The sequence below is a fragment of the Bradyrhizobium zhengyangense genome, from assembly GCF_022012435.1.
In the GTDB taxonomy this organism is placed as follows: domain Bacteria; phylum Pseudomonadota; class Alphaproteobacteria; order Rhizobiales; family Xanthobacteraceae; genus Bradyrhizobium; species Bradyrhizobium zhengyangense.
In genome coordinates this window covers 551,811-578,077 of sequence record NZ_JAKLUA010000003.1, presented here as the reverse complement: position 1 = coordinate 578,077, position 26,267 = coordinate 551,811, and the positions used below count along the sequence as shown (strand labels likewise).

The window sequence follows — 26,267 nt, the reverse complement described above, 5'->3', positions numbered from 1 at the left end:
CCCCGCCCACTCAAATCACTTCGCCAAATTACTTGGCCATGTAGTCGAACGCAACGCTGCCGAGCCCGAGCGTCAGGTCAGCCTTGAAGTGCAGCGCCGAGACCACCTCACGCACCGGCAATCGGGCGACATCGCAGAGCGCGTGAGGAAACAGGCCGAGCGCGGCGGGGCCGGTCCAGGCTTCCTTCAGCGTGATGTCCTCGAGATGGAAGCGCACCAGCTCGCAGATCCGCGGGCTACCGTCGACATGCGGGATGATCTTCAGGATGAAGTTCGGTGCCTTCATCGGCTGCAGCACCGCGTCAAGGTCGACCTTGCGGTGCTTGTAGCCCATGGTCGCGGAGGCACAGAGCACCGAACCATAATGCAGCGAGCCGACCAGCACGTCGCTCTCGACCTCGATCTTCGGCCGCGCCAGCTTCTTCGGAAAGCCCCACAACTCGCGGCCGCCGGCGATCGGGCCTTCGTCGTCGAGATACATCGCGTGGGTGTAGGCGCCGAGCTCGCCCTTGAAGCGGACCGGGATCACCTGGCCGGTCTCGGTGTAATCGCCGAACCCGGTCGAGTCGGGCATGCGGATGAATTCATATTTCACCACCGGCTCTGCCACCTCGAGCGGCTCGGGCACGATGGCGGCAAGGGCTTCGGGATCGGTCCTGTAGGTGATGATGAAATATTCGCGGTTGAAAAAGCGATATGGCCCCGGCGGGAATGACGGGTTGGTGAGCGGCATCGAATAAGCGTTACGGCGAACGTCCTCGATCTTCATGGGGGCCCCATCTGTCGTTGGTTTGACAGATTATGGAGCGAGCCGGGCGCCGAGGCGAGATCGTTAAATCGGCAATAGTCGTCACATACGCGTCAGGATGCGCGGCAGCCGCAGCTATTTCTTTTCAAGCGGCGGCGCGATTTTCTCGGCCGGGGCCGGCGGCAATGCCGGCTTGGCTGCACCCGCGGCACCCCGCGTCTGCGGGTCGGGGCGCGCCGGCTCGGGTGCCGGCGTGGTCGGCCGGTCGCCGCCGGGCTTGGCCTCCGCGGGCGTCTTGGTTTGATCATCGGACGGTGTGCCCTGAAGCGGCTGGGTTGCCTGCGCCAGCTCCGTCCGGCTCTCCGCGCGGATCTGGGCCAGCGACACCACGGACACCACGACCCCCGCTGCGAACAGTGAGCAGGCAATGGTGAGATCGAGCTTCAGGTTTCGCTTGTTGTTCTGGCCGGTCATGTCGATCACCGCCTTTGTCCACGGGATCAACGAATTTCAACGGCTGCGGTTCCGAACCCGGCAAATCGGGAGCCGCTGTTCCGCGCCAAAAGGCCGCGTTTATTCCGTGGTGCTGACTTCCCAGGTGGCGTGGCGGACGCCGGGCAGGTGCTGGAGATCGGTCGCCACCGCGTTCAGCTCGTTCGGATCGACCGCGCTCGCTACCAGCTTGGCGACGATCTCCAAAAGGTCGTCATCTCCGATCTCGACCACATCGACATCGGCCACCGGATATTTGGCGGCCTCGAGCTTGTCGATGAGACGATCGCGCATGTCGGGCAAGGCGTCGGTCGTGACCGCGAGCTTGAAGTAATAGGTCGCTTCCAGCGCTTTTTCATTCAGCGGAATGCGGTTGATGGCATTGACCAGCGGGCGCAGCATCGTGTTGCCGGCAATAACGAACACAGTGAGCGCCGCGGCCTGCGCAACCATGTCGGCACCGGCGCAGGAGCCGACGGCGGCCGAGGCCCACAACGTCGCCGCGGTGTTGAGGCCGCGCACGTCCATGCCCTGCTTCATGATGACACCGGCCCCCAGGAAGCCGATGCCGGAGACGACATAGGCGATCACGCGCACCGCGCCGTCGGCGCCGTCCAGATGCATGGCGAGATCGACGAAGGCCGCAGCACCAACGGCAACCAGCACGTTGGTGCGCAGGCCGGCGGTGCGCTGGCGATATTGCCGCTCGGCACCGATCAGCGTGCCGAGCACGAAGGCCGTGAACAGGCTGATCAGCGTGTCGGCGAAGTCGGCAAGCTGGAAGGTCGTCAGAAAGCGCATGAATGTCAGCTGCGATAGGGTGGGCAAAGCGAAGCGCGCCCGCGGCTCTCATCAAAGGAAAAAGATCGTGGGCATGGCGCAAGGGCGCCTTTGCCCCACCCTACGGCCTGAAGGATGACAGTTTAAAGCTCGAGAAGCCCGCCATCCCCATTTTCGTCGGCGAAGGCCAGCAGCGTGCCCTTGGCATTCCAGGCGAGCCCGGCCACGGGCGGCGTGCCGTTGCGGCGGACCAGGATCTCGGCGCCGTCCTCCATCCGTACCATCAGCACGGTGCCGTCGCTGTAGCCGCAGGCCAGGATGTCGTTCTTCGGATGGCAGGCCACCGCCGCGACACGCGCCTGCAACGGCGCGAGCATCGCGGGCTCCTTGCCCATCGGGCCGTCCTTGCTGGCGAACGGCCAGATGATCACGGTGTCGGCGCCCGAGGTCGCCAGGCCCTTGCCTCCGGCGCTCCAGGACATCGAACGGACTCGGCCGGGATAGCCGGTCATGCGCATGTGCCTGTTGTCGGCGAGCCGCCAGCCATGCAGGGCCGCCTCGTGCATCGAGGTGACCAGGAACTTGTTGTCAGGGCTGAAGGTGACGCCGAGATGGGAGCCGGCCCAGGGCAGGAATTCGGCCGAGCCCTCCATGTTCGGAAACCACAACGTCGCTCCGTTGTAATGCGCGATCGCGAGCCGCAGCCCCTTCGGCGCGAAGGCGAGACCGCCGACGGTCGAGGGAACGTCGAGCGACTTCTCTTCACTCTTGCCGCTCTTGACGGTCGCCGTCTTGCCGGCCGACCAGGCGTAGGCGCCGTCGGGATGCAGCGCGACCGCATCGATCCAGCGCCGCTTCGGATCGGTGGCAAGCAGCGTCACCTCGCCCTTGGCGTCGAGCGAGACGACCTTGCCGTCGTCGCCGCCCATGATGAGGCGCTTGCCGTCGGAGGCGGTCGAAAGAATGCCGCCGCTGTGTACGGCAACTGTGGTGACCTCGCCCTTGTCGTCGACGAACGCCACGTTCTCCTCGCCGCCGACGAAGGCGGCGCGGGGGCCGAGGAAATGCACGGAGGTCACCCCCATGCCGAGCGCAACAGGCTTGACGCGGTCGGTGACGGAGACGATCGAGGCGGAATCGGGGGCCGGCGTAAACTCTTTCATCACGAGACGATGCAGCTCTCGAAACCTTCGCGAATGGCCTTCTCAGGCAATTCGCGGCCGATGAAGACGAGGCGGCTTTCGCGTTTCTCGCCGTCCTTCCATTTCCGCTGGTGGTTGCCCTCCAGCATCATGTGGACGCCCTGGAAGACGTAGCGGTCGTCGTCGTCGTGGAAGGCGAGGATGCCCTTGGAGCGCAGGATCTTGCCGCCCTCGACCTGCACCAGGTTCTGGAGCCAGGGCATGAACAAGTTCGGATCGAGCGGCTTGTCGGTCTTGAGCGAAAGCGACTGCATGTCCTCGTCGTGATAGTGCTTCAGGCCGTGGCCATGATCATGGTGGTGATCATGATCGTGGCCATGATGGTGGTGATGATCATGGGCGTGGTCGTGATCATCGGCCTCCAAAAAGGAGGGCTCGATGTCGAGGATGCGGTCGAGGTCGAACGCGCCGCGGTCGAGCACGTCGGCGAGCGCCACCGAGCAGCGCTCGGTGCGATGCAGCTTCGCATAGGGGTTGATGGCGCGGATACGGGCCTCGACTTCGGCGAGCTCCGGCTTGGTGACGAGATCGGTCTTGTTCAGCACGATGACGTCGGCAAAGGCGATCTGGTTCTTGGCCTCGGGCGCGTCCTTGAGCCGGTCGGACAGCCATTTGGCATCCGCGACCGTAACGACCGCATCGAGGCGGGCATTCTTCTGCACGTCCTCATCGACAAAGAAGGTCTGGGCCACAGGCGCCGGATCGGCAAGACCGGTGGTCTCGACGATGATGGCGTCGAACTTGCCCTTACGCTTCATCAACCCGTCCATGATGCGGACGAGGTCGCCGCGCACGGTGCAGCAGATGCAGCCATTGTTCATCTCGAACACTTCCTCATCGGCGCCGATGATGAGGTCGTTGTCGATGCCGATCTCGCCAAACTCGTTGACGATGACGGCGTATTTCTTGCCGTGGTTCTCCGACAGGATGCGGTTGAGCAGCGTGGTCTTGCCGGCACCGAGATAGCCGGTCAGGACGGTCACGGGAATTTTCTGGGCGGTCGCTTCAGACATAACAACTCCGGATCGGGCTCTTCCGCGCGACGCGAGGCGGCGGGGTGGCCCCCTGCCCTAATGGTCAAGCGCGCTGGTCAGGGCCTTTATATTGTGCCTGACCATGTCAATGTAAGTGGGTGCAAGCCCCTTTTCGCCGGTCAAACCGTCCGAAATCAGGGTCCCGCCGACCTTGGCGCCGGTCTCGGCCGCGATCCGCCGGATCAGGCGGTCATCGCTGATATTTTCGAGGAAAACGGCAGGGATGCTCGCGGCCTTGATCTGGCCGATGATGGCGGCGATGTCCCGCGCGCTGGGCTCGGTCTCGGTGGAGACCCCCAGGGGCGCAATGAACTGGATGCCGTATTCGGCGGCGAAATAGCCGAAGGCATCATGGGTCGAGATCACCTTGCGCCGCTCGGGCTGGATATTGGCCACGGCGTCGCGGACCTCGCGGTCGAGCGCTTCGAGCTTTTCCAGATAGGCCTTGGCCTGGGCGCGGAAGAAATCCGCATTATCAGGGTCGGCGGCGGCCAGCGCGTCGGTGATGTCGGCTACGTAGATCTTGGCATTGGGTACGGACTGCCAGGCATGCGGATCGGCGGCCGAGCCCAGCTTCAAGGGCGCGATGCCAGCGCTTGCGGTGACGACCTGCGCCTTGCTTCCTGCCGACTGCACGAGGCGCGGCAGCCATCCTTCCAGTCCGAGCCCGTTGACGATGACGAGCTTCGCCTCCGCCACGCGCTTCGCATCGCCGGGCGCCGGGGTGTAGACATGCACATCGCTGTCGGGGCCAACCAGCGTCGTCAGATTGACCTTGTCGCCGCCGATCGTGTGGACGAAATCCGCCAGGATCGAGAAGCTCGCGACGACATTGATCCGCTCGGCCGCTTGCAGCGGCGAGGCGATCAGCAGCGAGGCCAAGACGAGAAGGACGCGCATCGTCACGCCTCCAGATGCCGGCCGGGAAACATCTGCCTGACGACGCCGCCGACGCGGCCGAACAGAACGGAGACGATGTAGAACACCGTTGCCACCAGAATGATCGCAGGGCCCGAGGGTATGCGGGTCTGGAATGACAGCACGAGGCCGGCATAGCCTGAGACCACGGCCGCGACGACCGCGATGCAGATCATGACGGTGAGATCGCGCGACCAGAACCGTGCGATGCCGGCCGGCAGGATCATCAGGCCGACCGCGAGCAAGGTGCCGAGCGCCTGAAAGCCGTTGACGAGGTTGATCACAACGAGCGCGAGGAAGGCGAGATGCGCGGGGCCGCCGGCCCGGCTGACTGTGCGCAAAAATAATGGATCGACACTCTCGATCACCAGCGGGCGGTAGATCACAGCAAGCACCAGCAACGTCACCGTGGCGTTGAAGGCGACCACCAGCAGCGTCTGGTCGTCCATCGCCAGGATGTTGCCAAACAAGACATGAAGCAGGTCGATATTGGTGCCCTTGATCGAGACGATGGTGACTCCAAGCGCCAGCGAGGCCAGATAGAAGGTCGCGAGCGAAGCGTCCTCCTTCAGCCCGGTCGAGCGCGCCACCACGCCGGCAAGGATCGCGACGGCAAAGCCCGCGATCAGGCCGCCGGCCGTCATCGCGAACAGATTGAGGCCGGAGAGCAGGAAGCCGACCGCGGCGCCGGGCAGGATCGCATGCGCCATGGCATCGCCGACGAGGCTCATCCGCCGCAGCATCAGGAACACGCCGATCGGCGCGCCCGCCAGCGACAGGGCGATGACGGCGGCGAGCGCCCGCCGCATGAACTCGAATTCGGTGAACGGACCGATCAGCGCGTCATGGACCATCTGCGATCACGCCGCCCGTGAGCTGACATCGTCAGCCGCGCAAGCCGTGGCGCTATCGTCGAAGGCCTCGCACATCCGCATCGCGATCATCAAATTCTCGGGCGTCAGCACCTCCGCCGTCGGCCCCCAGGCCACGGGGCCGCGCGCCAGCACCAGGGTCTCGCTGAAATGGGTGCGCACCATCTCCATATCGTGGAGGGCGGCGAGCACGGTGCGGCCCTCGTGATGCCAGTGCTTCACCAGCGCAAGCAGATCGGCCGTCGTCTTGCTGTCGATGGCATTGAAGGGCTCGTCGAGCACGATCAAGCGCGCGTCCTGGAGCAGCACGCGTGCGAACAGCACGCGCTGCATCTGCCCGCCGGAGAGCGTGCCGATGGGACGGTTCTCGAAACCATTGAGTCCCACGGACGCCATCGCGCGAAGAATCTTTTCGCGTGCGGCCTTGCCGATGCCGCCGAACAGGCCCGTCCCGCGCCACAGCCCGGTGCCGACGAAATCGAACACCGAGATCGGGAAGGTGCGGTCGATGTCTGCGCTCTGCGGCAGATAGGCGATGTCGCGGGCGTCCAACCCGCCGAGATGGATACTGCCGTCGAGCGGCTTGAGGATGCCGACGATGCCGCGCAGCAGCGTCGACTTGCCGGCGCCGTTGGGGCCGATCACGGCGACCAGCGCGCCCGATGCGACCTCGCCATTGAGATGGTGCACGGCCGGATGGCGATCATAGCCAAGCGTGACGTTGCGGAACGCGAGCTGGGCCATGGTCACCTCATCGCCAGCCAAACGATGCCCCAGAGCACCGCGCAAACGGCAATGGCGGCCGACAGACGGCCGGCCATGGTCATGCGCAGGATCGACCAGGGCGCATCCTGGGCCGGATGCGGCGAGGCGGCGTCGTGGACATGGGCGTGGGTGTGGTCGTGCCCGTGCGAATGCCCATGGTCGTGGGAATGGCCATAGGAGCGGCCAGAATGACCATGGGCGTGATCGTGGCGGTGGGTGTGGGACGCGGCGGGAACCATGCGCTCGATGTTATATTATAACATTACAGATGTCCACGACCGACTCAGGGGCGCCGCGCGGGGCAATTCCGCGCAGCAAAAAGGCGGCCGCGCGAGCGACCGCCTTTTTGTCATTCCGGGGCGCGCGAAGCGCGAGCCCGGAATGACGAGGTGAGATCTCAGGCCTTCTCGAACAGGGACTCGACGTATTCCCAGTTCACGAGGTTCTCGACGAACGCCTTGAGGTAATCAGGACGGCGGTTGCGATAGTCGATGTAGTAGGAGTGCTCCCAGACGTCGCAGCCGAGGATCGGGGTGGCGCCATGCACCAGCGGATTCTCGCCGTTCGGGGTCTTGGAGATCTCGAGCTTGCCGTTCTTGACCTGGAGCCAGCACCAGCCCGAGCCGAACTGTCCGACGCCTGCCGCCTGGAAGTCGGTCTTGAACTTCTCGAAGCCGCCGAGGTCCTCGTTGATCTTCTTCTCGAGCTTGCCCGGCAGCTTGGTGCCGCCGCCATTGGGCTTCATCCAGCTCCAGAAGTGGATGTGGTTGTAGTGCTGGCCGGCATTGTTGAACACCGCGGGGTTCTTGCCGAACGAGCCCTTGACGATCTCCTCAAGGGACTTGCCTTCCCATTCGGTGCCCTTGAGCGCGTTGTTGCCGTTGGTGACGTAGGCCTGATGATGCTTGTCGTGGTGGAATTCCAGCGTCTCCTTCGACATGAACTGGCCGAGGGCGTCATAGGCGTAAGGGAGTGGGGGCAGCGTGAATGTCATGGGTTCTTGTCCGCAACTGGTGGGGAACGTGTTCTAACGGTCACCCCTTATAGAAGGTTCCTGCGCCGTTAAATACCGCCAATTTGCGAAAAGGCGTGATGTGACGGCATGGCCCATTTGCGTCCCGCCCGCGGATGGAATTTAATCCCCAAATTATTATTGCGAATGAAATGTTTAACTTGGGGGTGGTTGAAATGTCCAAGCTCAAGTCCGCCTGCATTTTCAGCACGCTTGCCGCCATCTTCCTGCTGACGTCTCCGCAAAGCGATGCCGCCAGTGTTACCGTGCGCGCCAAATTCTCGTTCGACGCGCTGGCCGATTGCCAGCAGCCTTCCGTGAAGGATTTTCCTGTCCATGCCGAGGGCACCGGCACGCTCTCGACCGACCGCACGGCGACGCTCGACATGCAATCCAATGTCGAGGGCCATATGCAGTACACGGCAAAGCTCGGCGCCAAGCCGACGGAAGCCGTCGGTGGCTCCGCCTCGCTGCGCGTAGCGGGCCGGCACACCCTCAAAGCCGTGCGCGAATATCCGAACAACTACATCATCGTCTACATGACCGTGATCGGTAACGCCTGCTCGCTCAAGATCGAGAACAAGCTGAAGCCGGGCCAGCGGCAATATGCCTTCCAGGGCAATATCGGGACCGCGCTCTGCTCGAGACCACGGATCGTGCGCAGCGAGTGCACGCCGTATTGAGCGGCCTCTATTCGCAGAAAGAGTTGCCGCCATAAACGAAGCAGTGGCGGCCGCCGCCTCCCGTGGCGCGCCGCGGGGCTGATGTCGCCTTGCGTTCGGGACGCTTCTCGCAGGTGTTCTTCGGACCCAGCACGTAGCCATCGTCGCAGACGATCTTGACGCAAGCCTCCCCTGCCGCGCGGAAGCCGCGGTCGCATTCGAGCGGGCACACACGCCCCGTCCTGGCGCGGACGCTGTCCAGCGCATCGAGACTTGCGAGCTTGATGTCGAATTTGGTGCCGGCATTGTCGTTGAACGCGGCGAGCGCCCGCCGCGCGGCCGCATCCCAGTCGCCGCCGACCTCGCCTGCCTTGCAGCCGACCCGCTTCAGCTCAGTCTGGAGCAGACGCGGAAGGTCCGGCGGCAATGAGAGCTGCGGCTTCGTTTCGGCCGGGGCGCGCGAGGCGACCACCATCTCGGCGGGCTTGACCGGCTCTGCCGCCGGGGGCGCCGGTTTTGCCTCGGCTTCCGCCACCGGCGCCGGCGGCTTGCCCTGCTCCAGCTTGTTGCGCTGGGCCTTGGCGAGATCGGCGTAAAAGCCATTCGGATGCGCTGCGATGAAGGAGTTCCACGCCTCCCGCGTGCCGACGCGCTCGGCCAGCTCGTAATCGGCGCGGGTGTCCGCGTTGGTGGCCGAGGCAGGCGCCGCGGCCGGCACCAGCACGACATCGTTGCCGCCGAGCGAGCCATAGACGAACGGCTCCTGCCTGTTGGCGGTCGCATTCATCACATCATCGCGGACCAGCCTGAACGCCTTGCCGAGCTCGAGGCCCGGCGTTCCCAGATATTTCAGCAGCGCGGTCGTGAAGGGACTGTTTTTGGTATCGCCATCCATGGCGGTCGATCCGCCCTTTGCAGCGAAGGCGACGAGGGTATTCGGCCGCGACGGCTCGACGCCGGCAAGACCCCGGCCAAGCGAACGCGACGCCACCGTCCGCTTCATGCTCTTGACGAAGGGATTGTCCCTGCAGGCATCGAGGATGACGAGGCGCAATTGCTTGGCCGGCTCGATGGCCTGCAGGATCCGATCGAGCGCAATCGCCTCGTCATAGGCGTCGGTGTCGCGCTCCAGGACGGCATCGACAGGAATCAGGTAGTTGGTCCCGTCGACCTCCATGCCATGACCAGCATAGTAAATCACGGCGATGTCGGCATCGCGCGCCTTCTCGGTGAAGTCGCGCAGCGCGCGCCGCATATCCGTGTTCTTCAGGTCGCGGCGGCTCTCCACGACATCGAAAGCAGTCTTCCTGAACAAGTCGGCAATGGCACTGGCGTCATTGGCCGGATTGGCAAGCGCCACGACATTCTGGTAGTTGGAGTTGCCGACCACGAAAGCCACGCGCTTGTCAGCCATTGCGGGGCCGCTAGCGCAGCCAACCAGCAAGACCGTGAGCAGAGAGGCGACCAGCCGGCGCATCGAAACTCCCGCGTTCCAACGGGCGAGCATATCATTCAACTCTATCCCGGCAACCGAGCGCCGTCTGTGATAGAAATCACCAACCTTCTGCCGCCCTGCAACAAATCCAACATCGTCATGAGCATCGAAATCGACATTTTGAACGGCGACGCCTCGTGGCCAATCGCAAAGGCGCTACATCAAGCCGTCTGGGGACCTCATATCGCCGAGAAGCAGCCCTGGGGGCACGTCAAATGGGCCAATGCCGATTTGCGCGTACTGATCGAGACGCCCGAGGACGGCCTCGTCTGTCATGTCGGCATCTACTTCCGCACCGTCACCTGGAATGGACAGAAGGTGCATGTCGGCGGGATCGGCGGCGTCTGCACGCGCGAGGATCGCCGTAACAGAGGCTATGCGACCATGGCGATCGACGCAGCGGTGCATACCATGCGCGCCAACGAGGCGGTTCGCTTTGCACTGCTGTTCTGCGAGCCGCACAATGTCGCGTTCTACCAGGCCCGCAGCTGGCTGCCCTTCAAGGGCGAGGTCTATTGCGAGCAGCCGGAGGGGCGAATCCGCTTCGACTACATGGCGCCCTATGTCTTCAACATCGTGCGCGCGCCGACGCTCGGCACCATCGACCTGTGCGGCCTGCCCTGGTGAGAGATTCGCCGTGGCAAATGAGCGCGGGAATGTGATTCCATCAGGCGTTGCACGATCCTAGTTTGCTGCTATTGAGACGCCTCCATTCCGAGGTCCCTCCCCCATGTTCCGCAGATTTGCCGTTCTCACCGTCCTTCTGGCTGCCCTGTCGGGCGCGACGACCGCCCAGAGCGCCGAGGCGAATGGGACCTGGCTCACCCAGGCGGGCGATGCCCGCGTCAAAATCAGCAAATGCGGCGGCGGCATCTGCGGCCACATCGTCTGGCTGCGCGAGCCCATGGACACCGCGACCGGCCAGCCCGCGACTGACAGCAAGAATCCCAATCCAGCGCTTGCCAAGCGGTCAATGATCGGACTGCCGCTGTTCTCCGGCATGCAGCCCGCAGGACCGAACAGATGGTCGGGCCAGATTTACAATGCCGACGACGGCAGCACCTATGCGAGCAGCATCACGGTGACATCGGCTGAAAGTCTGCGGGTCGAAGGCTGCGTCGGCGCGCTCTGCGGCGGCGAGACCTGGAGCCGCGTGGGGCGTTAGGTTGCTGCCGCCGCCATCGCCTTCAGCGCCGTTGCCGCCGAGGCGTAGCCGCCGCGCGCGCCGTCGATGAAGTGCACGTGATCGCTGCGCAGCGTCGAAGGCGTGAAGCAAGTCATCATTGCGGCGTCCTGCTGATAGAGGCCGTAGCGCACGACACCGTCGCGTGCAGCCGCGGCGAGACGATCGCTCAACGCCCGCTCGAGCTCTACCGTGCAGTCAAGGATCATGCGCAGGCCATCGTCATATTTGCGGAAGTCGGAATTCTCGACCACCTGGCGCTTGTAGACCTTTGGCAGGAAGCCCCCGGCCTTGATGTCGAAGCGCATCAGGATATAGGCGAAAAACGTAAAGGCGAGCAGGCCGGCGCGGCGTCTGAACAACGACCCTCCGCGGATTGCCCGCGCCTCGTAGTCCAGCCCCTGCGGCGGCCATTTCAGCGGCGGCCCCTGCGGCGGCACGGGACGGCCTGCATCCGGGCTGCGCTCGACGAGATGAATGATGTCCTCGATCACCTTGCGGAACGCGAGCGGGTCGGCGCCAGCAGCCGGCATCACCAGCACCGACAGGATCAGCCCGCGCGAGGCGGGCATCACCTCGAAGCGGCAGGACAGGCCAGAGAGATCAGGCTGCGTGCCGGGAGGCGCCTCGGTCACCGCGAACTCCCCACGCTTCATCGCCGCGTCAGCCCAGGCGAGGCCGCCGCCGGAGAACATGGCATAGGACAAATTGGCCGACGGGCCGAAACGCGCAACGCGCACGTCGAGGCCCTTGGCGCGGATGGCACTGACGGGCACCAGCGCGACGCGCATCTTCAGATCGAGGTCTTCCCGTACCCAGGTCGCGGTCGCGGCCAGCGCTTCGCGCGCCAGTTCGAGATCATCGGGCGCAACGGCAAAACTCGCGCCGTCGCCGCCGAACACGAAGGGAAATTCGCGGCCCTCCAGCGCATTCGTCACCGCCGCGATGACGGCGGCCCCGGCCATGTTGACCGCCTTGTAGCGCTGCGCCGCGATGGCCTTGGTGGAATCGACGATGTCGGCGACGCCGATGCACCAGTCGTCAGGCAGCGGCAGGTACAGCGCAGGATCCATCAGGCTGGTGAAGCCACGGAAGACGGGGATGCTGCCGTAAAAGGATTCGCCTGGGATCATCGGATGAAGCCGGATGGTTGGGACGCGTCCGAACGAGATACGTGGCAGGATCGATCGGGGTTCACCCCGAGGGCGATCTTTGGCCGAAATGGCGCCGGACGACAAGGTCGCGCCGCGCCGCAATGCCGCATCTCGTCATTGATCAGCATCAAACAGCCGACCGGAGATCATGCTTACGCTCGGGTTGTCTATGTGTCACACGGGACCATCAGGGGTGTCTGACTACGACAACAAGGATTCCGACCGTCCGGTACGTCGACGTACCGGCCTCGACATCATCAGTGCCGTCAAGATGCCGGAGGGGCTGACTGCGGCCGTGGACGCCTGGGCTGAGACCCAGCAATTGTCGCGCGCAGCTGCGATCTGCAAACTGGTCGAGCTGGGTCTCAAGGTCGCTCCGGCAGCGCCGACGTCACCACACATCACGGTCGCATCCGACGCCGCCAAGATCGAAGAGATCGCCGTGCACGAGATCGAGGGACTGCTCGATCCCGCCTTGCCCGCGGACGAGCGCGAACGCCGTATTCGCCGGCTGACCGAAGGGCCGCCGGAATTCTCGCACGCACGGATTGACCTTCCGAAACCCGAGACGTAAGCGCGGACGCGCGCTAGTGCAGTTTCTCATCCTGGCGCTTGCGCAAGCTCGGCGACGGCGCGTCATGACAGCCGATCAGGCGCACGAATTGCTGCGGATACATCTCGTAGCCGTGGCTACCGGAATTTTGATGCGACATCGGCGGGCAGCGCGCATCGTCCAGTTTCGCGGGCGACCGCTCCGCGGATGCCCGGCCCTCAATCGCAACGTTGACGTTTGGCGTTGCCATGGACTGCTCCCTTTCGTTTAGGGCAGTTCGATTGACATAACCCAATCGATGACGCGGCATCTTACGACCAAATCCGGCTCGTTGTCATTGTGCCGGATCAACGTCATTTTGTCGGTCGGGTTCCGTCTCAGGCCGTATTCCCTGCGTCGATCGTGAACACGGTGCCGGTCACGTTGCGACCGCCGTCGCCGAGCAAATATTCAACCATGCGCGCGACGTCGTCGGTTTCTGGCAGGCGGCGCAGCGCACTGCGGCCAGCGATGCGCTTGCGACTCTCGTCGGAGAGATTGTGCGTGAGCTCGGTATCGATGAAGCCGGGCGCAATCGCGTTCACTGTGATGCCGAGCTTGCCGACCTCACGCGCGAGCGAGCGGGTGAAGCCGGTCGCCGCCGCCTTGGTGGCACCATAGACCGAGAGGCCGTTATAGCCTGTCGTCGCGATGATCGAGGAGATGTTGATGATGCGGCCGGCGCCATCGGCCATCATCTGGCGCGCCACATATTTGGTGAGGATGATCGGGGACAGCACGTTGAGCTGCACCAGCGCCTCGATCTCCGAATTGTGCATGGTGGCGAGTAGGCCCTCGGTGCCAAGGCCGGCATTGTTGACGAGGCCGTAGATCGGGCCGAATTCGTCGCGCACGAGCTTTGCGAAGGCCGGGATCGCATCGATCACCGCCAGATCGCACGCACGGAAATGCAGTCGTCCCTCGGAGGCAGCGATCTCGGATCTGAGCTCGTCACTCTCGCGCCGCGCGGCCGCGATCACGTTGTAGCCTGCGCCGACGAGACGCCGGCCGATCGCAAGCCCAATGCCGCGGCTGCCGCCGGTAACGAGAACATTATGCATCGGTGCGCGCCAGTTTGCCGGCCGGGGTGACGTCGAGCGCCTCGACGAAGCGGATCACCGCAGGCACCTTGTGCGAGGCAAGCTGCGCGCGACACTGATCCAGGATCTGGTCCCGGATCTCTTTGGCTCGTGCCGGATCGGTGCCTTCAGCGAGGATCACGTCGGCGACGACGATACCGCCGGTGATCGGGCTGCGGCGAGACTTGGCCCGCGACATCCGCACATCGGGATGCCGGTTGATCGCCGCCTCGATCTCTTCCGGATGGACCTTCAGCCCACCGATATTGATGATGCCGCCGCGACGGCCGACGAAATAATAGCGGTCGCCGCGCAACTCGACGATATCGCCGCTGTCGACGAAGCCGTCGCCATCTGTTAGCGCCGCGGCGTTGCGGCCGATATAGGCGTGCGCCGTGCGCGTCGAGCGAATGCGCAGGGAGCCATCGACGACCTTCATCTCGACGCCGTTGCGGTTGCCGAGATAGTCGGCCGGGAAACCTTCGAGCCCGTCATTGACGGCGAAGCCGACACCGGCCTCGGTCGAGGCATAGGCGTGACCGACGGAGGAGCTGGGGAATGCCGCCTTCAGGCCGTCCAGCACCGCCTGGTCGGCGATTTCGCCGGAGAGGCGAACGTAACCTGGCGCGAACTGCGCCGCCGAACCGCTCATCAGGAGCTTGCGCCAGTGCGAGGGCGTGCCGGAAATGTGGGAGACCCCGCGCGCGTTCAGCCGGGCAACGTGATCGGCGAGCGCTTCATGCGGGTCCGACAGCACCATCGAGCCGCCGGAAAGGATGGCGCGGAGGAAGATCTGCAAGCCGCCATAGCGGCGGATGTCATAGAACGTGGCCCAGACAGGCGCGGGCCCCTTGGCAGGGCCTTCCGCAACGATCGCGCCGGTGAGCGCTTCCAGCGTGTGACCGACGATCTTCGGCACGCCTGAGGTGCCCGAGGTCAGCATCAGCCACTCGGTCGCGCGTTCGGTCTTCGCGGGCGTGGTGGCTTGAAGCGGCAATTGTGCCGTGACGACCAGCGACACGCCGGCGTCGGCCCAGCGATCGGGCTCGTCGGAGACAACGGCATCGATCCCGGCATCCGCGATCACCGCGTCAAGATGCGCCGGATTGAGGTCGGGCGGGCACAGCAGCATGCGGCGGGCGATGCCGTCGAGCTCGATCATGGCAAGGCCCGAGCGGAGCTGGTCCGACAGCTTGAGCAGGACGGCGCGGCCGGACAGCTCGCGCAAGCGGCCGCCCAGCACGGTCTGCGACAGGACGTCGGTCAGCGACACGACATCATGTGCATCCGACAGCGTACGTCCCTTCAGCTCCGCGCCGAGATGGTCGCGGAGCGCAAAGACCTCACGCGGGGACATTTTCGTAGGCCCGCACGAAATCACCCACGGTGGCGGGGAACGCAGCGTCCTCGGAAATGGTAAAGGGATCGACGCCGGTCTCGTCCTCGAGACGAGCGACCAGGATCGCGAAGGCGAGCGAGTCGAAGCCCGTCTCGTGCAGGGACAGATCATCCGTGAGCGCTGGAAGCTTGACCTGCTGTTCCTTTGCGATCTGCTGGATCGCCTCGATGACCTTGGACCTTACCGACATGGCTGGCTCGCCTCTTCCTTCGTTAATCGATAGTATGTCTTGCGGCGGCTCTTGATGACCGCCTCCCATGCCGTCTGTTTACCCGACAGAAGTAAATGGCCTCTTGGACAATTCAGATAAAATTGGACCTATCTGCCGATTTTGCTGCGGCTAGAGCCTGATCGTCCCGTCCACGATCTGCGCAAAAGCACATGAATCGAGCGCGATATATGCGCCGGATTTCGGCTCCAGCATGAACAGCGGTTCGGCGATCGCGGCTGGGTCAAACCCCTCGCGCGCGAGGTCGCCCTTCTTCTGCTTGAAGGTCTCGGTCGCATCGAGCTCGCGCGAGATGCGGATAAAGACCGGGCGGGCATAGGCCGGCAGACGCCGGGCGAGATAAGCCGGCAGCGCTTCGATGTCAAAACCCTCGTTAACCACGATCGCGCTCATGCCGGCACGACCATCGGCGCCGGGAATATTGACGCCATAGGTCATGGCATCGATCACGCCGGTGAAATCGCGCACGGCGTCATTGACCTCCGAGGTCGCGACGTTCTCGCCCTTCCAGCGGAAGGTGTCGCCGATTCGATCGACGAAATGGAAAAAGCCCTTGTCGTCGAGCCGCATCAGATCGCCGGTGCGGAACCAGGCATCGCCCTTGGTGAAGACGTCGCGCAAAATCTTCTTCTCGGTTTCGCCCGCGTCAGTGTAGCCCTCGAAACGGCCGCCCCCCTCCTCGGCCTTGCCAATGCGGCCAATCGCCTCGCCGGCCTCGCCGCGGGCGCAGGCGACGCAGAATCCCTCGTTGTTGCGCAACGGCACGCCGCTGTCGGGGTCGAGCTTGACGAGACTTGCCGGAAAGCGATGCGCAAGCAGCGGCGGGATGCGGCCGATTGCGCCCGGCTGTCCCTCGACGTTGAACAGCGAGAAATTGCCTTCGGTCGCGGCATAAAATTCGAGGATTCGCGGAATCGCGAAGCGGCTCTGGAAATCCTCCCAGATATCGCCGCGCAGGCCGTTGCCGCAGACCAGCCGCAGCCGATGGCGGTTCTCGTATTCCGACGGCGGCGCCTTGAGCAGATAGCGGCAGAGTTCGCCGATATATTGAAACAGCGTGCAATCGTGCCTGGCGATGTCGGGCCAGAAATTCGAGGCCGAAAACTTCTCCGCGATCACCACCGAGCCGCCGGCGGCCAGCATGCTGCACGGCGCGACGATGCCACCAACCGAATGGAACAGCGGCAGGCAGTCATACAGCCGATCCTGCGGCGTTGCGCCCGTGAGGCCGGCGAACCAGAATCCCCAGTTCAGGATGCGGCGGTGGCTGATGCTGGCAGCCTTCGGCAGGCCTGTCGTGCCCGACGTGTAGATCAGCAGCGCGCGGTCATCGATGGTGACGTCGCCGTGCTCGTCAGGCGACAGCGCCCCGTCATCGAGCGCGGCCAGCGCGACATCGATCGCGCGCTCGCTGCGGGCATCGCCATGGCTCCAGATTTTCGCCTCGGTCTTCAGATGCGGAATTGCGCTGGCCAGCGTCTCCGTCAGTTCGTGCGCGACGATGAGATGCGAGGGCTTGGCCACATCGATGCAATGCGCGAGTGACTGACCGACAAGCTTGGTGTTCAGCAGCGCCACCACGCCGCCAACGCGGCTGATGCCGAGCCAGGCTGCGACGTAGTCGATGCCATTTGGCATGATCAGGCCGATTGTGTCGCCCTTGACGACGCCAACCGAGCGCGCCCAGCGCGCATAGCGATTGATGCGTTTCGACAGACCGTCATAGTCGAGCTCGGCATCGTCCGTCACCAGTGCAACGTGGTCAGGCTGGCGCCGCGCCCAGTCGTCGACGACATCGGCGAACAGGCGGCCGGGCAACGTCTCGATCCGCGCGGTCAGCTCGATCGCCTTCAGCCAGATCTTTGAGGCCGAAGGCGCGCGTGCGGCCTTGGCTTGTTCGATGACGCCAGTGGTCATGCTGTTCATTCTTTCGGGCGGTATCCGCTTGTTCCCTCAAGCTTAGCCCGCACGCCCTGCGCAGGTGTTAAGAGACAAGGTAAAACTCGGTTAGCTCTCGATTAACTGCGATCATCCTTTACCAAGCCGACGGGATCGGCGTGCGGCCTGGCGCAATTCTTGCGATAGCAAGTCCAGTCATTCGGACGCGCTGCGCGCGCGATGAGCTGGAGGCCACGATGATCACCAGGCGACATTTGCTACAGGGCACGACCTGCGCCGCAGCTGCGCTCGCGGCGCCGCGCGCCTTTGCCGTCGGCAACCCCTCCTATCCTTCACGCAGCGTGAAATGGGTGGTGCCTTACGCACCCGGCGGGGCCACCGACATGCTCTCCCGGCTGATCTGTCAGCGGCTGTCCGACCGGCTCGGCCAGACATTCATCGTCGAGAACAAGCCCGGCGCCGGCAGCAATATCGGAACGCAGGCCGTGATCACCTCCGCACCGGACGGATACACGCTGCTGCTGACCTCGACGGCGAACGCGATCAACGCCTCGTTCGACCCGACCCTGCCCTATGACTTCGCCAAGGGCATCGCACCGGTTGCCGGCGTCGCGCGCATTCCGCTGGTGCTGGTCGTCAACAATGACTTGCCGGTGAAGAGCGTCGCCGACTTCATCGCCTACGCCAAGGCCAATCCCGGCAAGATGTCGATTGCATCCTCCGGCATCGGCACCTCGCTGCATCTCTCCGGCGAGCTGTTCAAGTCGATCGCCGGCGTGCAGTTCGCGCACGTTCCGTACCGTGGCTCCGCGCCGGGCCTGACCGATGTGATGAGTGGCCAGATCCAGGGCATGTTCGACAACGTCACCTCGTCCTTCGAGCTGGTACGTGCGGGCAAGCTGCGCGCGCTCGGCGTCACCACGCGCGAGCGTTCGGACATCCTGCCCGACGTGGCGCCGATCGCGGACACGCTGCCCGGCTATGAGACATCCTCGTTCTACGGCGTCGGCGCGCCCTATGACACGCCCCGCGAGATCGTCGATCTGCTCAATCGCGAGATCGACACGGCGTTATCGGACACCGGAATCAAGGGCCGCATCGCCGAACTCGGCGCGATCCCGCTGCATGGCAATGCCGGCGAGTTCGGCGGCATGCTCGTCGCCGAGACCGAGCGATGGCGCAAGGTGGTGTCGCTGTCGGGGATCAAGAAGGAATAGCGCGGCTCCGCGCGCAAGGCGGATCGATCACCCGGACGGGTGACCGCTCGATTCTAACCGTGCCGCCTGTGGTACGGGCGCGATGGCGGCGTGATCGTCGTATAATACGGATTGACGTCGCAGGATGCGGCAAGACCGGACGCCGTGGCGCGGCACTGCTCCAGCGATGTGAAAGAGCAATCGAACCAGTCAGAGCCGCCGCCGGTAGGGCCTCCAGTGTAAACGTGCACGCCTGATCGATGCCGCGGCCAACGACGTGCAGGCTGCGATCAACGCGGCGAGCGGCCAATTGCCGAAGAACCTGCCCTCACCTCCGACCTATCGCAAGGTCAATCCGGCGGACTCGCCGATCATGATCCTGTCGGCGACATCAGAGACACTTCCGCTCACCACCGTCAGCGATCGCACTGACGCTCAGCTCGCACAGCAGATCAGCCAGATTCCCGGCGTCGCCCAGGTGTTCGTCGGCGGGCAGCAGAAGCCTTCCGTGCGCATCCAGGTCGATCCGGCCAAGCTGGTCGCCAAGGGACTGTCGCTGGAGGACGTGCGCAACCAGATCGCGATCGCCACCACGGACAGCCCGAAGGGCAACATCGACGGCACGCGGCGCGCCTATACCGTCTATGCCAACGACCAACTGCTCGAAGCCAGCCAGTGGCAGGACGTCATCGTCGCCTATCGCAACGGCGCGCCTTTGCGGATTCGCGATATCGGCGAAGCGGTATCGGGGCCCGAGGACATGAAGACCGCGGCCTGGGCCGACGGCAAGCGCGGCGTCTTCCTGGTGATCTTCAAGCAGCCGGGGGCCAACGTCATCGACACGGTGAACCGCATCAAGGAGAAGTTGCCGCGGCTGATCGCGGCGATCCCGCCGGCGATCAAGATCAAAATCATCAGCGACCGCACCATCACCATCCGCGCCGCGGTCGACGACGTACAGATCACGCTGATGATCACCATCATGCTGGTGGTGATGGTGATCTTCGTGTTCCTGCGAAGCTTCTGGGCTACGATCATCCCGAGCATCACCGTGCCATTGGCCCTGCTCGGTGCCTGCTCCTTGATTTGGGTGTTCGGCTACTCGCTGGACAATCTGTCGCTGATGGCGCTGACCATCGCGGTCGGCTTCGTGGTCGACGACGCCATCGTGATGCTGGAGAACATCACGCGCTATGTCGAGCGGGGCGAGAACCCGGTGACCGCCGCTTACAAGGGCGCGGCCGAGATCGGCTTCACCATCGTCTCCATCAGCATCTCGCTGGTCGCCGTACTGATCCCCCTGCTGCTGATGGGCGGCATCATCGGCCGGCTGTTCCGCGAATTTGCGGTGACGCTGTCGATGGCGATCTTCGTCTCGCTCATGGTTTCGTTGACGCTGACACCAATGATGGCTTCGCGCTTTCTGCGCTCCGATCACGAGGCCCGCGCCGGCCGCTTCTACCAATGGAGCGAGCGGCTGTTCGAGCGCCTGCTCGGCGCCTATGAGCGCGGGCTCGACCTCGCGCTGCGGCACAGCCTCATCACGCTCTGTGTTTTCTTCGGCACCGTCGCGCTGTCGGCCCTGCTGTTCATCCTGATCCCGAAGGGCTTCTTCCCGCAGCAGGACAATGGCTTCCTCACTGCGGTGTCGGAAATGTCCCAGGATGTCTCCTTCACCGAGATGAAGCGGCGTCAGGAGGAACTCAATGCCATCGTGCAGGCAGACCCAGCCGTCGATTCCATCGCGATGTTCATCGGCGGAGGCGGCACGGCGCTGAATTCGGGACGCATGTACGTCACGCTGAAGCCGATCGGGGAGCGCGACGCCAATGCGCAGCAAATCATTGCGCGGCTGCGGCCAAAGCTCGCCAAGGTCGAGGGCGCCCGCCTCTATATGCAGGCCTCGCAGGACGTCCGGCTCGGCGGCCGCGCCACCCGCACCCAGTTCGAATTCACGCTCCAGGACGCCAATCTTACCGAGCTGAATACGTGGGCGCCAAAAATCCTGGGGGAGATGAGAAGCCTGCCGGAACTTCGTGACGTCGCCACTGACCAGCAGACCGAAGGCACGACGCTGCAGCTGACGATCAACCGGGACACCGCCGCACGCTATGGCATCCAGCCGCAGCTGATCGACGACACGCTCTACGACGCGTTCGGCCAACGCCAGGTGGCCCAATATTTCACGCAGACCAATAGCTATCACGTGGTGCTCGAGATCACCCCCGCGCTGCAAGGCAAGCTCGACACGCTCGACAAGCTCTACATCAAGTCGCCGTTGACAGGCGACGAAGTCCCGCTCTCGGTCATCTGCCGCTGGAACAACGACCCGGTGCGTCCGCTCGCGATCGCGCATCAGAGCCAGTTTCCGGCAGTGACGATCAGCTTCAACCTGGCCGAGGACGTTGCGCTCGGACAGGCGACCGCGGCCGTGATGCGCGCGGTCAGCGAGATGGGCGCGCCGCCAACGCTGTCAATGAGCTTCCAGGGGACTGCGCAGGCGTTCCAGCAGTCGCTCGGCACCGTACCGATGCTGATCCTCGCCGCGCTCGTCGTCGTCTACCTGGTGCTCGGCGTCCTCTACGAGAGCTACATCCATCCGCTGACCATCCTGTCCACACTCCCGTCGGCCGGCGTCGGCGCAATCGCGATTCTGATGATCGCAGGCTTCGACTTCAGCCTGATCGCCTTGATAGGCGTCATCCTCCTGATCGGCATCGTCAAGAAGAACGGCATCATGATGGTTGACTTCGCCATCGCTGCCGAGCGCGAGCAGCACCTGACGCCGGAGCAATCGATCCGCCAGGCCGCGCTGCTGCGCTTCCGGCCGATCATGATGACCACGATGGCGGCCTTGCTCGGCGGCGTGCCCCTGATGCTCGGCACCGGGACGGGCGCGGAAATCCGCCAGCCGCTCGGCTACGCCATGGTCGGGGGCCTCATCGTCAGCCAGGCACTGACCTTGTTCACGACGCCCGTCGTCTATCTCTACCTCGACCGCTTCTCCAACACCCTGTCACGCTGGATGGAGAAGAAACCGGAGGCGGAGGTCGAGCTGGAAGAGCAGGAGGACGCGGCAGAGTAACTAACGCACCCCTCGGCCCCCGTGATTGCGAGCGAAGGGATCCAGGACTGCCTCCGTGGAAACATCTCTGGATGGCTTCGTCGCATCAACGCAAACTTGCCACGCAATTTGTCGCAAGCTCCTCGCAATGACGGCGGGGGGAGATGGGCCTCAGCCCAGCCCCTGCAACACCAGCCGGTTCAGCCTTGCAGCAAACGCGGCCGGATCTTCCGGCAGTTCGCCATCCAGGATCTGCGCTTGTTCGAGCAGGAGCAGGCTGAGATCGTCGACCGTCGTCGAGCCGGCCTGGGCCCTGGTGATCGCCGTCACCATGGGGTGACGCAGATTGATCTCCAGGATCGGCTTGGTCCGCATGCCGCGGTTCTGCTGCGCCAGGATGCGCTCGAGCTCGCGGCTCGGACCCTGGCTGTCGGCGACGAGGCAGGAGGCGGAGCTGGTGAGGCGGGTCGAGGCCTTGACGTCGCTGACGCGCTCGCCGAGCGCCGCCTTGATCACTGCGATGGTGGCGGCCTCGTCCGCGGCAGGCTCCTCCTTCTTTGCCTCGTCCTTGTCGTCGACGCGCGGGATCAGGTCGAGATTGAGCTCGCCCTGGCTCAGCGACTTCAGCGGCTTGCCCTCGAACTCCGTCGGCATCGAGGTCCAGAAGGCGTCGACCGGATCAGACAACAGCAGCACCTCGATGCCGCGCGCGGTCGCGGCTTCCAGCCGCGGGCTGGACTTCAGCCGCTCGATGCTGTCGCCGACGAGATAATAGATCTCGGTCTGGTTCGGCTTGAAATCGGCCACGACGTCCTTGAGCGCGCGCTTCTCACCGGTCGTGGTGGTGAAGCGCGACAGCGCCAGCAGCTTCTCGCGGCGCTCGAAATCCTCGTAGACGCCCTCTTTCAGCACCGCGCCGAAGGCATCCCAGATCTTTGCGAAATTCTCCGCGTCCTTTTCGGCGAGGCTTTCGAGCTCATTGACGACGCGGGTCGCCACCGCTTTGCGGATCTGCGCCAGCTGCGGATTGTTCTGCAGCATCTCGCGCGAGATGTTGAGCGGAAGATCCTCGCTGTCGACGACGCCGCGGATGAAGCGGAGATAGCCGGGCAACAGGTCGGCATCATCGGTGATGAAGACGCGCCGGACATAGAGCTTGACGCGGCCTTTGCGGTTCGGCTCGAACAGGTCGAACGGCTTGGTCGAGGGCGCAAACAGCAGCACGGCGTAGGAGTATCGCCCCTCCGCACGGTAGTGCAGCGTCATCGCGGGGTCGTCAAAGGCGGACGCGATCTGCTGATAGGCCTTCTTGTAGTCCTCAGGCGAAAGCTCGGATTTCGAGCGCTGCCAAAGCGCGCTTGCCGAATTGATCTGGCGCGGATCGCCCTCTTCCGGCACGAGCTCGATCGGGAACAGGATGTTGTCGGAGTAGGCGCTGACGATGCGCTCGATCTCGTATGTTTCGAGATATTTCTTGGCGTCATCCTTCAGGTGCAGGACGATCTCGGTGCCGCGCGCCACGCGGGCCGCCTCCTCGTCACTGGCGCGCGCGATCTCGAAGCCGGAGCCGCCTGACGATGTCCAGCTCCAGACGTCGCTTTCGCCGGCGCGGCGGCTTATCACCACGATCTTCTCGGCGACCATGAAGGCGGAATAGAAGCCGACGCCGAACTGGCCGATCAGGCCAAGCCCGTCCTTGGCCTCCTTCAGCTTCGACACGAAGGCCTTGGTGCCGGAGCGGGCGATGGTGCCGAGATGGTCGATCAGCTCCTGCCGCTCCATGCCGATGCCGTTATCGGCAATGGTCAGCGTTGCGGACGCCTTGCTCGGGATAATGCGGATCTTGAGCGCGTCGCCCTCGCCCAGCAGGGCGGGACTAGCAATCGCCTCATAGCGCAGCTTGTCGCAGGCATCCGAGGCGTTGGAGACCAGCTCGCGCAGGAAAATGTCGGTCTCCGAATAGACGGAATGCACCATCAGGTGCAGGAGCTCGGAAACCTCAGCCTGGAAAGGCTGCGTATGCGTGGCCGTATCGGACGTCGTCATGCGTTTACCCGGTCAATCAGAAATGGAGAAAGCCGGGATATAACGCGATGGGACGGCGGATCAAGTGCGCGTGCAAAGCCGCCTTCCCGACGGGAGGACGTTTTTGCGCGGAGGGCCGATGCGGATCAGGTCACGCAGCGGCCAGGCTGCAGCAGCTTGGCGACCTCGGTCAGGGAGCTGACCATCGGCTCGCAGGCGATCGTGGGCTTGCGGCCCGGCGTCAGAAGCAACGACGCCGGCTTGGCGTTGCCGGTCTCGGTGACCGCGGGGACCCGCAGCAGCACGGACGTATCGGCAAGGTCGTTCAACCGCATCGAGACGGTACGAGTCGGAACCGCCGCCGGCTTCAGGTCGGCGAGGCGGTCGGACTTACCGGCGCGGTTGACGTTATGAGTTGCGAGGTTGCGACCTGAGGTTTGGCCCGGCTGGTCGGCCAGCGCTTCCCAGCGCTCGGCCAGATCCTGGCCGGAAGCCAGTTGCACGGCGCCGACCTGAACGGCGCCCAGCGTCGCTATAAGCGCGACGGCACCAAAAATTACCTTTTGAATCTGTGGCATGACTATCGGTCCCTCGCCCCATGGCGATCGCGGGAACAACGCGAGGGGAGGACCGGAGTTTCCCAGAAGTTAAGATCACTTAACCGTGTGCCAAATTCACGCCAGAGCGCACAAAAGCCGCTTAAAAAATTTTGCGACCACTGGGAACGACTCTCTTGGCTGGGAGTCGTCTCAACAGCCGGCTATTCCCCCCTGCCCCATAAGCCGGCGACGTAGGGCGCGACTGTGGTGATGCCAGTCGCGCCTTACTTTTGTCTGGGGCTCACCTTGCTTGCAGACTATTTGGCCTTCCCCGCCAGCCAGTCCCGTCCCTCGCCATAGAGCTTCTCGACCTCGGGGCCGATCAGGCCCGGCATGTCGCGCTTGACCTTGTAGCCGATCAGCTCCTGCATGTAGGCGAGGTGGCGGTAGCCTTCGGGCAGCGCAGCGAGCGCTTGCTGGTCGAGGCGAAGCTCTGCTGCCGGATCGACCGGATCGATCCGGTCCTTCTCGTAGATCGGCTGGCGGCGGACGATGCCCCACTGATCCTTTCGCTTCTCCAGGAAATCGTAGAAGCGGCCGGTGCAGACGACGTCGCAGAGCACGTCGTGCACCAGGGCCCGCTGCGAAATCGTCATCTTGGTTTGCGCAATGGCACGCTCGCGCGAAAGGTCGATGCTGCTGCCGCCAAGGAAATGCAGAATGCGCACGCCCGTGGCAAAGCCTTCCTGGCTGACCCGCATGAACTCCCGCGCCGGCCCCTGAAACCAGGTGGCGGACATCCAGCCTTCCTCGTGCCAGACGGTGGCAAAGCGCTCCCAGTCGCCGGCATCGCGCCACACCGCCCAGTTCTCGACGAGGTCGCGGATGGCGAGGCGGTCGAGCAGTTGCTGGTCCATGGGTACGTCTCCGATTGTCGAGATGCACGAGGTATGGGCGGCGAATTCAATACCAGTCAAGCGGGCACGAAAAATCCGGCGTGCCTCGCGGCACGCCGGATCGAACGTCATCGCCAGATGGCTGGTCGCGCTACGCCGCCGGGGCCTTCGGCGCGCGGTTGCGCGAGTTGCGCTGGAAGAACAGCGCCTGGCTCGCCACCGCCGACACCATCGCGGGCTGGAACGGTTTTGAGATCAGGAAGGCCGGCTCGGGGCGTTCGCCGGTGAGGAAGCGCTCGGGATAGGCGGTGATGAACACGACAGGCACCTCGAAGGTGCGCAGCAGCTCGTTTACCGCATCGAGGCCCGAGGAGCCGTCGGCGAGCTGGATATCGGCGAGGATGAGGCCCGGCCGCTTGTTCTTGGCCAGCGCCACGGCATCGGCATGGGTGCGCGCGACGCCGACGACATTGTGGCCGAGATTCTTCACCAGGCTCTCGAGGTCCATGGCGATGAAGGTCTCGTCCTCGATGATCAGCACGTCGGTTGCGATCTCCGCCGCCATCTCGCGGCCGGCGGCGTCAGCCAGCCGGCGCGTCTCGGCAACGTCGGTGCCGAGGACGAAAGCGACTTCCTCTTCCGAAAAGCCCTCGAGCGAGAGTAGCAGGAAGGCTTGGCGCGGCAGCGGCGTGATATTGGACAGCCGGCGTTCCGGCGGCATCGGCAGTGTCGCCACCTCGGAATCGTCATTGACCGAAACCGAATTCCAGATCTGGGTAAACAGCCGGAACAGGCCGGCCCGCGGCCCATGGCTCTCGTCGAGCACTGACGGATCTCCCAGCATGGCTTCCAACATGGCTGCGACATAGGCGTCGCCGGAGGCCTGGCTGCCCGTCAGGGCGCGCGCATACCGGCGCAACAACGGCAAGTGTTCAGCAACGAGCTGTGAACGGGACATCCCCACTCCATTCATCATCGGGCCAACCTTGAGGAACCAGGCAACATGAGGGGAGGCCCGGGTTCCCCTGCTGG

General features: G+C 64.2%; 26 protein-coding genes and 2 pseudogenes. 6 read left to right on the top strand and 22 right to left on the bottom strand.

All coding sequences use genetic code 11. The features are described from left to right. Positions 1 to 28: 28 nt before the first annotated feature. The 10 genes from L6637_RS14220 to L6637_RS14175 form a co-directional block, all read right to left on the bottom strand. Positions 29 to 769 carry an acetoacetate decarboxylase gene (locus L6637_RS14220; protein WP_237866632.1) on the bottom strand — a complete coding sequence of 247 codons (741 nt, stop codon included), beginning with the start codon at positions 767 to 769 and terminating at the stop codon, positions 29 to 31. Between the two features lie 114 nt (positions 770 to 883). Beyond that, positions 884 to 1,222: a hypothetical protein gene (locus L6637_RS14215; protein ID WP_237870963.1), complete on the bottom strand. Its 339-nt coding sequence runs from the start codon at positions 1,220 to 1,222 to the stop codon at positions 884 to 886. Between the two features lie 99 nt (positions 1,223 to 1,321). Continuing rightward, on the bottom strand, positions 1,322 to 2,041 hold the full coding sequence (locus L6637_RS14210) for an MgtC/SapB family protein (RefSeq protein WP_237866630.1): 720 nt from the start codon (positions 2,039 to 2,041) through the stop codon (positions 1,322 to 1,324). A 122-nt stretch (positions 2,042 to 2,163) separates the two neighbouring features. Further along, positions 2,164 to 3,183: a WD40 repeat domain-containing protein gene (locus L6637_RS14205; protein ID WP_237866663.1), complete on the bottom strand. Its 1,020-nt coding sequence runs from the start codon at positions 3,181 to 3,183 to the stop codon at positions 2,164 to 2,166. Beyond that, the gene (locus L6637_RS14200) at positions 3,183 to 4,235 is read right to left on the bottom strand and encodes a CobW family GTP-binding protein (protein ID WP_237866629.1); all 1,053 of its coding nucleotides are present in this window, start codon (positions 4,233 to 4,235) and stop codon (positions 3,183 to 3,185) included. The genes L6637_RS14205 and L6637_RS14200 overlap by 1 nt, the downstream gene beginning before the upstream one ends. A gap of 57 nt (positions 4,236 to 4,292) precedes the next feature. Then, positions 4,293 to 5,156, bottom strand: a complete 864-nt coding sequence (locus L6637_RS14195; RefSeq protein WP_237866625.1) for a metal ABC transporter substrate-binding protein — start codon at positions 5,154 to 5,156, stop codon at positions 4,293 to 4,295. 2 nt (positions 5,157 to 5,158) lie between these two features. Beyond that, positions 5,159 to 6,028 carry a metal ABC transporter permease gene (locus L6637_RS14190; protein WP_237866624.1) on the bottom strand — a complete coding sequence of 290 codons (870 nt, stop codon included), beginning with the start codon at positions 6,026 to 6,028 and terminating at the stop codon, positions 5,159 to 5,161. A 6-nt stretch (positions 6,029 to 6,034) separates the two neighbouring features. Beyond that, the gene (locus L6637_RS14185) at positions 6,035 to 6,790 is read right to left on the bottom strand and encodes a metal ABC transporter ATP-binding protein (protein WP_237866623.1); all 756 of its coding nucleotides are present in this window, start codon (positions 6,788 to 6,790) and stop codon (positions 6,035 to 6,037) included. Positions 6,791 to 6,792: 2 nt separating this feature from the next. Then, positions 6,793 to 7,050: a hypothetical protein gene (locus L6637_RS14180; protein WP_237866622.1), complete on the bottom strand. Its 258-nt coding sequence runs from the start codon at positions 7,048 to 7,050 to the stop codon at positions 6,793 to 6,795. A gap of 158 nt (positions 7,051 to 7,208) precedes the next feature. After that, positions 7,209 to 7,805 carry a superoxide dismutase gene (locus L6637_RS14175; RefSeq protein ID WP_084808431.1) on the bottom strand — a complete coding sequence of 199 codons (597 nt, stop codon included), beginning with the start codon at positions 7,803 to 7,805 and terminating at the stop codon, positions 7,209 to 7,211. 194 nt (positions 7,806 to 7,999) lie between these two features. Here L6637_RS14175 and L6637_RS14170 point away from each other — a divergent pair, with 194 nt between their 5' ends. After that, on the top strand, positions 8,000 to 8,506 hold the full coding sequence (locus L6637_RS14170; RefSeq protein ID WP_237866621.1) for a hypothetical protein: 507 nt from the start codon (positions 8,000 to 8,002) through the stop codon (positions 8,504 to 8,506). 7 nt (positions 8,507 to 8,513) lie between these two features. Here the strand turns inward: L6637_RS14170 and L6637_RS14165 are convergent, their stop codons facing one another. Continuing rightward, positions 8,514 to 9,962: a caspase family protein gene (locus L6637_RS14165; protein WP_237866620.1), complete on the bottom strand. Its 1,449-nt coding sequence runs from the start codon at positions 9,960 to 9,962 to the stop codon at positions 8,514 to 8,516. A gap of 117 nt (positions 9,963 to 10,079) precedes the next feature. On the opposite strand from L6637_RS14165, the gene L6637_RS14160 reads away from it, so the two are divergent. Both L6637_RS14160 and L6637_RS14155 read left to right on the top strand, forming a co-directional pair. Continuing rightward, entirely contained in the window at positions 10,080 to 10,607 is a 528-nt protein-coding gene (locus tag L6637_RS14160) for a GNAT family N-acetyltransferase (RefSeq protein ID WP_237866619.1), read from the top strand. Between the two features lie 103 nt (positions 10,608 to 10,710). Further along, entirely contained in the window at positions 10,711 to 11,145 is a 435-nt protein-coding gene (locus L6637_RS14155) for a DUF2147 domain-containing protein (RefSeq protein ID WP_237866618.1), read from the top strand. Here the strand turns inward: L6637_RS14155 and L6637_RS14150 are convergent. Next, a complete protein-coding gene (locus tag L6637_RS14150) occupies positions 11,142 to 12,296 on the bottom strand; it encodes a DUF3095 domain-containing protein (RefSeq protein ID WP_237866616.1) in 1,155 nt (384 codons plus the stop codon). The genes L6637_RS14155 and L6637_RS14150 overlap by 4 nt on opposite strands. Positions 12,297 to 12,486: 190 nt before the next feature. Between L6637_RS14150 and L6637_RS14145 the strand changes: the two genes are divergently transcribed. Next, positions 12,487 to 12,891 carry a hypothetical protein gene (locus tag L6637_RS14145; protein ID WP_237866662.1) on the top strand — a complete coding sequence of 135 codons (405 nt, stop codon included), beginning with the start codon at positions 12,487 to 12,489 and terminating at the stop codon, positions 12,889 to 12,891. Between the two features lie 13 nt (positions 12,892 to 12,904). Here the strand turns inward: L6637_RS14145 and L6637_RS14140 are convergent, their stop codons facing one another. From L6637_RS14140 to L6637_RS14120, 5 genes are all read right to left on the bottom strand, one after another. Then, positions 12,905 to 13,120, bottom strand: coding sequence for a hypothetical protein (locus L6637_RS14140; RefSeq protein WP_237866614.1), 216 nt, complete (start codon positions 13,118 to 13,120; stop codon positions 12,905 to 12,907). Between the two features lie 127 nt (positions 13,121 to 13,247). Next, on the bottom strand, positions 13,248 to 13,970 hold the full coding sequence (locus L6637_RS14135) for an SDR family NAD(P)-dependent oxidoreductase (protein ID WP_237866613.1): 723 nt from the start codon (positions 13,968 to 13,970) through the stop codon (positions 13,248 to 13,250). Further along, positions 13,963 to 15,345, bottom strand: a complete 1,383-nt coding sequence (locus L6637_RS14130) for a class I adenylate-forming enzyme family protein (RefSeq protein WP_237866611.1) — start codon at positions 15,343 to 15,345, stop codon at positions 13,963 to 13,965. Before L6637_RS14130 ends, L6637_RS14135 begins: the two co-directional genes overlap by 8 nt. Beyond that, positions 15,332 to 15,577 (bottom strand): acyl carrier protein, encoded by a 246-nt coding sequence (locus tag L6637_RS14125; RefSeq protein WP_237866610.1) that lies wholly within the window; start codon positions 15,575 to 15,577, stop codon positions 15,332 to 15,334. The genes L6637_RS14130 and L6637_RS14125 overlap by 14 nt, the downstream gene beginning before the upstream one ends. Before the next feature lie 150 nt (positions 15,578 to 15,727). After that, positions 15,728 to 17,542 (bottom strand): long-chain-acyl-CoA synthetase, encoded by a 1,815-nt coding sequence (locus L6637_RS14120; RefSeq protein WP_237866609.1) that lies wholly within the window; start codon positions 17,540 to 17,542, stop codon positions 15,728 to 15,730. Positions 17,543 to 17,751: 209 nt separating this feature from the next. Here L6637_RS14120 and L6637_RS14115 point away from each other — a divergent pair, with 209 nt between their 5' ends. Beyond that, positions 17,752 to 18,732 carry a Bug family tripartite tricarboxylate transporter substrate binding protein gene (locus tag L6637_RS14115; protein WP_237866608.1) on the top strand — a complete coding sequence of 327 codons (981 nt, stop codon included), beginning with the start codon at positions 17,752 to 17,754 and terminating at the stop codon, positions 18,730 to 18,732. Between the two features lie 53 nt (positions 18,733 to 18,785). On the opposite strand, the pseudogene L6637_RS14110 reads toward L6637_RS14115, so the two are convergent. Then, positions 18,786 to 18,962: pseudogene (locus L6637_RS14110) on the bottom strand (DUF3551 domain-containing protein); the annotation flags it as partial. On the opposite strand from L6637_RS14110, the pseudogene L6637_RS14105 reads away from it, so the two are divergent. Continuing rightward, positions 18,962 to 21,796: pseudogene (locus tag L6637_RS14105) on the top strand (efflux RND transporter permease subunit); the annotation flags it as partial. The pseudogenes L6637_RS14110 and L6637_RS14105 overlap by 1 nt on opposite strands. 150 nt (positions 21,797 to 21,946) lie before the next feature. On the opposite strand, the gene htpG reads toward L6637_RS14105, so the two are convergent. The 4 genes from htpG to L6637_RS14085 form a co-directional block, all read right to left on the bottom strand. After that, positions 21,947 to 23,821, bottom strand: a complete 1,875-nt coding sequence (gene htpG, locus L6637_RS14100) for a molecular chaperone HtpG (protein WP_237866605.1) — start codon at positions 23,819 to 23,821, stop codon at positions 21,947 to 21,949. 125 nt (positions 23,822 to 23,946) lie between these two features. Continuing rightward, the gene (locus L6637_RS14095) at positions 23,947 to 24,378 is read right to left on the bottom strand and encodes a hypothetical protein (protein ID WP_237866604.1); all 432 of its coding nucleotides are present in this window, start codon (positions 24,376 to 24,378) and stop codon (positions 23,947 to 23,949) included. A 278-nt stretch (positions 24,379 to 24,656) separates the two neighbouring features. Further along, positions 24,657 to 25,256 carry a nuclear transport factor 2 family protein gene (locus L6637_RS14090; protein ID WP_237866603.1) on the bottom strand — a complete coding sequence of 200 codons (600 nt, stop codon included), beginning with the start codon at positions 25,254 to 25,256 and terminating at the stop codon, positions 24,657 to 24,659. 130 nt (positions 25,257 to 25,386) lie between these two features. After that, complete coding sequence (locus L6637_RS14085) at positions 25,387 to 26,193, bottom strand: response regulator (protein ID WP_177243503.1); 807 nt, start codon at positions 26,191 to 26,193, stop codon at positions 25,387 to 25,389. Between the last annotated feature and the right edge of the window lie 74 nt (positions 26,194 to 26,267).

Bases quoted from the DNA above. Each gene is read 5' to 3' on its own strand.
- htpG (WP_237866605.1), bottom strand. From the start codon at position 23,821: ATGACGACGTCCGATACGGCCACGCATACGCAGCCTTTCCAGGCTGAG.
- L6637_RS14115 (WP_237866608.1), top strand. From the start codon at position 17,752: ATGATCACCAGGCGACATTTGCTACAGGGCACGACCTGCGCCGCAGCT.
- L6637_RS14125 (WP_237866610.1), bottom strand. From the start codon at position 15,577: ATGTCGGTAAGGTCCAAGGTCATCGAGGCGATCCAGCAGATCGCAAAG.
- L6637_RS14155 (WP_237866618.1), top strand. From the start codon at position 10,711: ATGTTCCGCAGATTTGCCGTTCTCACCGTCCTTCTGGCTGCCCTGTCG.
- L6637_RS14145 (WP_237866662.1), top strand. From the start codon at position 12,487: ATGTGTCACACGGGACCATCAGGGGTGTCTGACTACGACAACAAGGAT.
- L6637_RS14210 (WP_237866630.1), bottom strand. From the start codon at position 2,041: ATGCGCTTTCTGACGACCTTCCAGCTTGCCGACTTCGCCGACACGCTG.
- L6637_RS14090 (WP_237866603.1), bottom strand. From the start codon at position 25,256: ATGGACCAGCAACTGCTCGACCGCCTCGCCATCCGCGACCTCGTCGAG.
- L6637_RS14195 (WP_237866625.1), bottom strand. From the start codon at position 5,156: ATGCGCGTCCTTCTCGTCTTGGCCTCGCTGCTGATCGCCTCGCCGCTG.
- L6637_RS14095 (WP_237866604.1), bottom strand. From the start codon at position 24,378: ATGCCACAGATTCAAAAGGTAATTTTTGGTGCCGTCGCGCTTATAGCG.
- L6637_RS14200 (WP_237866629.1), bottom strand. From the start codon at position 4,235: ATGTCTGAAGCGACCGCCCAGAAAATTCCCGTGACCGTCCTGACCGGC.
- L6637_RS14205 (WP_237866663.1), bottom strand. From the start codon at position 3,183: ATGAAAGAGTTTACGCCGGCCCCCGATTCCGCCTCGATCGTCTCCGTC.
- L6637_RS14085 (WP_177243503.1), bottom strand. From the start codon at position 26,193: ATGTCCCGTTCACAGCTCGTTGCTGAACACTTGCCGTTGTTGCGCCGG.
- L6637_RS14135 (WP_237866613.1), bottom strand. From the start codon at position 13,970: ATGCATAATGTTCTCGTTACCGGCGGCAGCCGCGGCATTGGGCTTGCG.
- L6637_RS14220 (WP_237866632.1), bottom strand. From the start codon at position 769: ATGAAGATCGAGGACGTTCGCCGTAACGCTTATTCGATGCCGCTCACC.
- L6637_RS14150 (WP_237866616.1), bottom strand. From the start codon at position 12,296: ATGATCCCAGGCGAATCCTTTTACGGCAGCATCCCCGTCTTCCGTGGC.
- L6637_RS14165 (WP_237866620.1), bottom strand. From the start codon at position 9,962: ATGCGCCGGCTGGTCGCCTCTCTGCTCACGGTCTTGCTGGTTGGCTGC.
- L6637_RS14120 (WP_237866609.1), bottom strand. From the start codon at position 17,542: ATGAACAGCATGACCACTGGCGTCATCGAACAAGCCAAGGCCGCACGC.
- L6637_RS14160 (WP_237866619.1), top strand. From the start codon at position 10,080: ATGAGCATCGAAATCGACATTTTGAACGGCGACGCCTCGTGGCCAATC.
- L6637_RS14175 (WP_084808431.1), bottom strand. From the start codon at position 7,805: ATGACATTCACGCTGCCCCCACTCCCTTACGCCTATGACGCCCTCGGC.
- L6637_RS14180 (WP_237866622.1), bottom strand. From the start codon at position 7,050: ATGGTTCCCGCCGCGTCCCACACCCACCGCCACGATCACGCCCATGGT.
- L6637_RS14170 (WP_237866621.1), top strand. From the start codon at position 8,000: ATGTCCAAGCTCAAGTCCGCCTGCATTTTCAGCACGCTTGCCGCCATC.
- L6637_RS14215 (WP_237870963.1), bottom strand. From the start codon at position 1,222: ATGACCGGCCAGAACAACAAGCGAAACCTGAAGCTCGATCTCACCATT.
- L6637_RS14190 (WP_237866624.1), bottom strand. From the start codon at position 6,028: ATGGTCCATGACGCGCTGATCGGTCCGTTCACCGAATTCGAGTTCATG.
- L6637_RS14140 (WP_237866614.1), bottom strand. From the start codon at position 13,120: ATGGCAACGCCAAACGTCAACGTTGCGATTGAGGGCCGGGCATCCGCG.
- L6637_RS14130 (WP_237866611.1), bottom strand. From the start codon at position 15,345: ATGTCCCCGCGTGAGGTCTTTGCGCTCCGCGACCATCTCGGCGCGGAG.
- L6637_RS14185 (WP_237866623.1), bottom strand. From the start codon at position 6,790: ATGGCCCAGCTCGCGTTCCGCAACGTCACGCTTGGCTATGATCGCCAT.